8 protein-coding genes are annotated in these 6,614 nt (G+C 61.0%); all 8 read left to right on the forward strand.

Annotated features, from left to right (window positions below):
• The first annotated feature begins 105 nt into the window (after positions 1-105).
• The 8 genes from AC07XF_RS22925 to AC07XF_RS22960 all read left to right on the forward strand — a co-directional run bounded on the left by AC07XF_RS22925 (position 106) and on the right by AC07XF_RS22960 (position 6,405).
• Positions 106-600, forward strand: coding sequence for a cupin domain-containing protein (locus AC07XF_RS22925; RefSeq protein ID WP_495028293.1), 495 nt, complete (start codon positions 106-108; stop codon positions 598-600).
• Between the two features lie 48 nt (positions 601-648).
• Complete coding sequence (locus AC07XF_RS22930; protein WP_310063985.1) at positions 649-1,668, forward strand: hydroxyquinol 1,2-dioxygenase; 1,020 nt, start codon at positions 649-651, stop codon at positions 1,666-1,668.
• 93 nt (positions 1,669-1,761) lie between these two features.
• Positions 1,762-3,225 (forward strand): aldehyde dehydrogenase family protein, encoded by a 1,464-nt coding sequence (locus AC07XF_RS22935; protein ID WP_495028294.1) that lies wholly within the window; start codon positions 1,762-1,764, stop codon positions 3,223-3,225.
• Between the two features lie 8 nt (positions 3,226-3,233).
• On the forward strand, positions 3,234-4,301 hold the full coding sequence (locus AC07XF_RS22940) for a maleylacetate reductase (protein WP_495028295.1): 1,068 nt from the start codon (positions 3,234-3,236) through the stop codon (positions 4,299-4,301).
• 37 nt (positions 4,302-4,338) lie between these two features.
• On the forward strand, positions 4,339-5,211 hold the full coding sequence (locus tag AC07XF_RS22945; RefSeq protein ID WP_495028296.1) for a dioxygenase family protein: 873 nt from the start codon (positions 4,339-4,341) through the stop codon (positions 5,209-5,211).
• Between the two features lie 3 nt (positions 5,212-5,214).
• Positions 5,215-5,532, forward strand: coding sequence for a YciI family protein (locus tag AC07XF_RS22950; RefSeq protein WP_495028297.1), 318 nt, complete (start codon positions 5,215-5,217; stop codon positions 5,530-5,532).
• Positions 5,529-5,882, forward strand: a complete 354-nt coding sequence (locus tag AC07XF_RS22955) for a Rieske (2Fe-2S) protein (protein WP_495028298.1) — start codon at positions 5,529-5,531, stop codon at positions 5,880-5,882. Before AC07XF_RS22950 ends, AC07XF_RS22955 begins: the two co-directional genes overlap by 4 nt.
• Before the next feature lie 67 nt (positions 5,883-5,949).
• Positions 5,950-6,405 (forward strand): hypothetical protein, encoded by a 456-nt coding sequence (locus AC07XF_RS22960; RefSeq protein ID WP_495028299.1) that lies wholly within the window; start codon positions 5,950-5,952, stop codon positions 6,403-6,405.
• Positions 6,406-6,614 lie beyond the last annotated feature (209 nt).

Raw genomic sequence — 6,614 nt, forward strand, 5'->3', positions numbered from 1 at the left:
TTTGCGTTTCGCAAACACTGTTGTCGCCGGTCCTCTAATTGTCCGTCGAGCGGGTGCGACGTACTGTTGGCTCACTGTTACTACAACAACAAAACGGTGAAAACCATGAGTAGCGCTGCAATCGAAACGGTCTTCGGCTCGCTGGACAACTACACCAAAGGGTCGGTTGAAATCATCAGCGGCCAAGCCAGCCACTACGCCTTTTCCAACATTTTCGAAGTGGCGGATAAATCCCTCCCTTATGAAAAAGTCGTGGTCGGTTTCAATCTCGGCTACGTCGTCGAAACCCTGCGCGCCGAAGGCCAGTCGCCCTGGTACACCGCAACGCACGATGAGTTCGCCATCGTCATGGACGGTGAGGTTCGCGTGGACTTCCTCAAGCTCGATACGCCGTTGACAGCCGGCGAGGGCACGCGCCTGGCCGGTGAAATGCCGGCGGGCAAACCGATGGGTTATGTGTTGCTCAAGCGCGGCCATCAGTGCCTGTTGCCAGTCGGCACCGCTTATCGCTTCGAAGCCAGCCGCCCGGGTGTGATCCTGCAGCAGACCATCAAAGGCCCGTTGTCGGTCGAGAAATGGGCCGACATCTGCTTCAAGTGATCTGCCGCGCCCGACCGCCCAATCCACAAAAACCAAAGGAATCCCGTCATGGCCATGCTTGAAACCGCTGCCGACACCGCAAACTTTGCCGACGATGAAGTCCAGGCCAGCGCTCCCCACGCCATTACCGGCTACTGCTCATTCAAACTCGGCGCCTTCGAGCTGTCGCGCGACGAGTACTTCGCCCGCATCACCTGGCCGGCCAAAGGCCAGACCCGTTCGCACCTGATCCCGGTCGACGCCTTCCTGCGCGCCATGATGCGCGACGTGGCCTGGGGCTTTTTCTATGGCTGGGTCAACTTTGACCACGTCATTGGCACCCGCAACTACTACGGCAAGGTTGACCTGTACGCCGGCACCTTCAACGGCACGCTCAAGGCGGCCGGGGTCAATTACACCGAAAACTTCGAAACGCCGCTGATCATGGCCACCTTCAAGGCCATCCTGCGGGACTGGACCAACGCGACCTTCGACCCCTTTGCCGCTCCGGAAGAAACCGGTAGCGCATTCGGGCGCAAGAACGGCAACAACATCGAAGCCATCGAGCGCTCGCGCATCGCCACCAAACGCATGCCGGGCCTGAAGGATGACTCGCCGCTGCGTGACGACCTGCCGGTCAATCGCCAGTTCATCGATGTGCCGCAGGACGAACCGGAGGTCCATGCCGCCGAAGGCTTCGAAGGCGAACTGCACGCCTTCAACCTGTTCAAGTACCTGTCGCGTTCCGACGTGACCTGGAACCCGTCGGTGACCTCGGTGTGCAAGGCCAGCCTGTTCTGCCCGACCACCGAGGAATTCATCCTGCCGGTGTTCCACGGCAACGACCGCATCGAATGGTTCTTGCAGATGTCCGACGAAATCATCTGGGACGTCGGCGACAAGGACGATGGCAATCCCCGGGCGCGCATCACCATGCGAGCCGGCGACATCTGCGCCATGCCCGCGGACATCCGTCACCAGGGCTACTCGACCAAACGCTCGATGCTGATGGTTTGGGAAAACGCCACGCCAAACCTGCCGCAACGCTACGAAAGCGGTGAACTCAAGCCGTATCCGATCGAGTTCTAGGACCTGGTGTCCGGCCCGGCTTCGCGCCGGGCAAAGCGCTCAAGAATCAATTCGTCAAACACTGCGCCAGCCGCGCGGTGCGAGGAAACCATTATGCAAAATCAGCTCTATATCGATGGCCGTTTCGTGGATGCAGTCGCCGGTGGCACCATCGACGTGGTATCGCCCCACGACGGTTCTTTAATCACCCGCATCGCTGCCGCCGAAGCCGCTGACATCGACCTCGCGGTCGCCGCAGCCAAACGTGCGTTCCCTGCCTGGTCTGCCTTGGGCGCCGCCGAACGCGGACGCCTGTTGCTCAAACTGGCGGACAAGATCGAAGAGTGCGGTGAAGAACTGGCGCAGCTCGAATCCCTCAATACCGGGCACCCGATCCGTGACTCCCGTGGCCTCGACGTGCCGCGCACGGCGGCGTGCTTCCGTTATTTCGGCGGCATGGCCGACAAGATCGAAGGTTCGGTGATTCCGGTCGAAGCCGGGTTCCTCAACTACGTGCAGCGTAAGCCGATTGGCGTGGTGGGGCAGATCGTGCCGTGGAACTTCCCGCTGATGTTCACCAGCTGGAAAATGGGGCCGGCGCTGGCGGCGGGCAACACCATCGTCATAAAGCCTTCGGAAATCACCCCGTTGTCGACCTTGCGCATTGTTGAGCTGATGACGGAAGTCGGCTTCCCCAAAGGCGTGGTCAACGTGGTGCCGGGCTACGGTCATACTGCCGGACAAGCGCTGGCAGAACACCTCGACGTGGGCAAGATTGCCTTTACCGGTTCGACCGCCACCGGGCGTCGGATCGTCGAAGCCTCCCGGAGCAACCTCAAGCGCATCCAATTGGAACTGGGCGGCAAGGGCGCGAACATCGTGTTCGAGGACGCCAACCTGGACGCGGCGGTCAACGGCGCGGCCTGGGCGATCTTTCACAACCAGGGCCAGGCCTGCATCGCCGGCTCGCGGCTGATTCTGCACAAAGACATCGCTGACCAGTTCCTGGAGCGTTTCATCGCCCTGGCCAAGTCCATCCGCCTGGGCGATCCCTTGGACCCGGAAACCGAAATGGGTCCGCTGACCTCGGCGCTGCACCGCGACCGGGTATTGGCGTACATCGACATCGCGATAGAGCAGGGCGGCAAGGTCCTCGCCGGCGGCAAGGCTCCGGACGATAAAGCATTGGCCAATGGATTTTATGTCGAGCCGACAGTGGTCGAGGCCAAGCCCGGTGACCGCGTTTTCCAGGAAGAAGTCTTCGGCCCGTTCGTCACCGTGGTGCGCTTCAGCAGCGACGAAGAAGCGTTGGCCATCGCCAACGACTCTGAATACGGACTAGGCAGTGGCCTGTGGACACAGAACCTGAGCCGCGCGCACAAAATAGCCGACGCAATTCACGCCGGTATGTGCTGGATCAACTGCTACAAACGGGTCAACCCGGGCAGTCCGTTTGGCGGTGTCGGTCAGTCCGGCTATGGCCGGGAAATGGGTTTCGAAGCGATCCACGATTACACCGAAGCCCGTTCGGTCTGGGTCAACGTCGACGCCAACATCCCTGCGTATTACAAACGCTGAGGCCAGTCATGAATCCTTTTGTTTATCAAAGCCTGCCGACCCGTGTGGTGTTCGGCTGGGGCAAGCTTTCGGCACTGGCCGAGGAAATTGAACGACTGGGTGCGCGGCGCGCGCTGATCCTGACTACGCCGGAACAGTGCGGGCTCGGCGAACAGGTCGCCGCGTTGCTCGGTGATCGTGCGGCGGGTGTTTATCCAAAAGCCGTGATGCACGTTCCGCTGGAAGTGGCGCAAGCGGCGCGCATTGAGGCGGCGCGGCTGGACGCCGATTGCTGCGTGGCCATTGGCGGTGGCTCGACCATCGGCCTGGGCAAGGCGATTGCGATGGATTCCGGCCTGCCCATCGTGGCAGTGCCGACCACCTACGCCGGTTCAGAGATGACGCCGATCTATGGCTTGACCGAAAACCGCCTGAAAAAAACCGGACGTGATATTCGGGTTTTACCCAAGACCGTGATCTACGACCCGCAATTGACCCTGACCCTGCCCACGCAGATATCCGCGTGTTCGGGCATGAACGCCATGGCCCATGCCGTTGAAGCGCTGTACGCCCAGGATGCCAACCCGATCATCGGTTTCATGGCCGAAGAGTCGATTCGCTCGCTGGCGCAGGCATTGCCGGGTGTCGTCAACAATCCCGATGACCCCGAGGCGCGCAGCCAGGCGTTGTATGGCGCGTGGCTGGCGGGCATTTGCCTGGGCTCGGTCGGCATGGCTTTGCACCACAAGCTCTGTCACACGCTGGGCGGGACGTTCAATCTGCCTCACGCACAAGCACACGCCATCGTCTTGCCCCACGCCGCGCATTACAACCGCGAAGCGGCGGCAGGCCCACTGCAACGGGCCGCACGTGCACTGGGTGGGCGCGAAGCGAGCGAGGTCGGTGCCTTGTTGTACGCGCTGAACCAGAAACTGGGTATTCCACTGGCCCTGGCGGACATCGGCTTCCCGGCGAACGGCCCGGCCGAAGCCGCGCAAATCGCTTGTGCCAGCCCTTACTACAACCCGCGGCCGTTCGAACAAGGCCCGATTGAGGCGTTGTTGAACCGTGCCCTGACAGGTCAGGCCCCAGCCTGATCTGCCAGACACTTTTATCCTCGTCGGAATAACAACAATGACCGATCAAGACAAAGCCATAGAGTCACTGATCTCCCAACAGGCAGTGAACAGCTTCAACGATGCGCCGAATGCGCGTTACAAACAGATCATGCAAAGCCTCGTGAGCCACCTGCATGCGTTTGTCAGCGAGGTCGAATTGACCGAACAGGAGTGGTTCGAAGGCATTCGCTTTCTGACCGACACCGGGCACAAATGCGATGGCCTGGTGCGTCAGGAATTCATCCTGCTGTCGGACACCCTTGGCGTTTCGATGCTGGTCGACGCGATCAACCATCGCCACAGCGCAACCGCCACCGAAACCACCGTGTTCGGGCCGTTCTACATGGATGGCATGCCGGATCGCGAGTTCGGCGAAAACATGGCCTTCACTCCCGGCGAAACGGCGCTGGTGCGCGGGCGCGTGGTCGACATTCACGGCAATGCCCTGGCCGGTGCGGTACTGGACGTGTGGCAGACCGCCGAAAACGGCATGTATTCCGGACAGGACACCGAACAGCCTTTCGGCAACTTGCGCGGGCGTTATCGCACCGACGCGGATGGCTGCTTTGCGATTCGCACCATTGTCCCGGTGGCCTATCCGATACCGACCGATGGCCCGGTAGGGCGCATGCTGGATGCCGCCAACCGCCATGCGTGGCGGCCAGCTCACCTGCATTTCATGATTGATGTGCCGGGCTATCGCAAACTGGTCACGCACCTGTTCAACCACGATGATCCGTATCTGCAATCCGATGCCGTGTTTGGGGTGAAACAGTCGTTGCAGGTGATCTATGAAGACCTGAACACCCACGACGATGTGTCCGCCAGGCTGGGTATGGACGTGCCGTTCAAGCGTGCGTGTTATGAATTTGTCATGGAGTCAGCGTGAATCATGGGCCAGTTCTTTGCGGTATTTGCCACTGACCATGCGGATTGCCAGACACTGCGCCAGCGTTTGCGGCCCAGCCATCAGGCGCATTTGCGTGCTACTGGAGACCATCGAGTGGTGGTGCGGCTCGGCGGTCCGATGCTTGACGATGCCGGCGCGGCGATGAATGGCACGTTGCTGGTGATCGAGGCGGGTAGCCTGCCGGAGGTGGAAGCGTTCATGCAGGACGATCCCTATGTCCGGGCCGGATTGTTCGCCAGCCTTCAGATCCGCCCCTGGCACTGGAGCCTGGGTAACCCGGAACTGCGCGGTTTTCCATGATCACCATTCCTTTATGCCGACTCGACGACATCGCCGACGGCGGGGCGCTGGGGCTGCCGCAACACCAGCAATTGCATCCCGCCGGGCTGGTGGCGGTGCGTCAGGGCGAACAGGTGTGGGTGTACGTCAACCGCTGCCCGCATTTCTCGGTACCGCTGGACTTCAATCCGCAGCAGTTCTGCACTTATCGCAGCAAGGTCTTGATGTGCGCCCATCACAGCGCGATGTTTCGTTTCGACGACGGGCACTGCATCGACGGTCCGTGTAAAGGCGCGCAACTGCAGGCCGTGCCGGTGCGTTGGGTCGACGACCGACTGGTCATGGAGATTGGGCCCACCGCCGGTCAGTAACCGGGTGGCTGACAGGGGCTGATCTAAACTCCTGTTGGGGGTGAACCACGTTCATCCGGAGGTCATCATGAAAAAATTGTCACCCATCACTCTGTGCCTCGCATTGTCGGTTTTGAGTGCCCCAGGATGGGCACAAACGGTGGTGCCGATGAAAGGGCAAAGTTCGCAACAAACCCAGGCCGACATCAACGAATGCAACAGCATCGCCGCCAGCCAAAGCGCCTCGACGACTTCCACGCCTTCGGGCGGGCGGGTCAAGGGTGCCGCTGTGGGGGCCGCCGCCGGTGCGACGGCTGCCCAGGTGCGCGGGAATCAGCATGATGAGGCTTATGATCGAGTCGACGATGACAGGAAACAGGACTATCGCCAGAACCGCGCCAAGGAAACGGCAGCGGCCGGCGTCGTGGTCGGTGGTTCACGTCAGCGCCAGGAACGCCGGGAGCAATCGAAAACCACCCAGACGAACACCGCGACGGCTTACACCAGCTGTTTGCAGGGCAAGGGTTACCAGGTCAACCCTTGATGCAGGAGCGAGCTCGCTCGCGATGGTCGTCAACGATAACGCTGGTTGGCAGGTGCCCCGCGGTGCTCTCCGGTTTATCGCGAGCAAGCTCGCTCCTACAGGGGGCATTGGTCGCCGGCGAAAACACAAACTCTGTAGGAGAGAGCTCGCTCGCGATGGTCGTCAACGATAACGCTGGTTGGCAGGTGCTCCGCGGTGCTCTCCGGTTT

Source organism: Pseudomonas sp. GW821-FHT01C01 (genome assembly GCF_059422645.1).

Bases quoted from the DNA above. Each gene is read 5' to 3' on its own strand.
- AC07XF_RS22950 (WP_495028297.1), top strand. From the start codon at position 5,215: ATGGGCCAGTTCTTTGCGGTATTTGCCACTGACCATGCGGATTGCCAG.
- AC07XF_RS22945 (WP_495028296.1), top strand. From the start codon at position 4,339: ATGACCGATCAAGACAAAGCCATAGAGTCACTGATCTCCCAACAGGCA.
- AC07XF_RS22955 (WP_495028298.1), top strand. From the start codon at position 5,529: ATGATCACCATTCCTTTATGCCGACTCGACGACATCGCCGACGGCGGG.
- AC07XF_RS22960 (WP_495028299.1), top strand. From the start codon at position 5,950: ATGAAAAAATTGTCACCCATCACTCTGTGCCTCGCATTGTCGGTTTTG.
- AC07XF_RS22940 (WP_495028295.1), top strand. From the start codon at position 3,234: ATGAATCCTTTTGTTTATCAAAGCCTGCCGACCCGTGTGGTGTTCGGC.
- AC07XF_RS22930 (WP_310063985.1), top strand. From the start codon at position 649: ATGGCCATGCTTGAAACCGCTGCCGACACCGCAAACTTTGCCGACGAT.
- AC07XF_RS22925 (WP_495028293.1), top strand. From the start codon at position 106: ATGAGTAGCGCTGCAATCGAAACGGTCTTCGGCTCGCTGGACAACTAC.
- AC07XF_RS22935 (WP_495028294.1), top strand. From the start codon at position 1,762: ATGCAAAATCAGCTCTATATCGATGGCCGTTTCGTGGATGCAGTCGCC.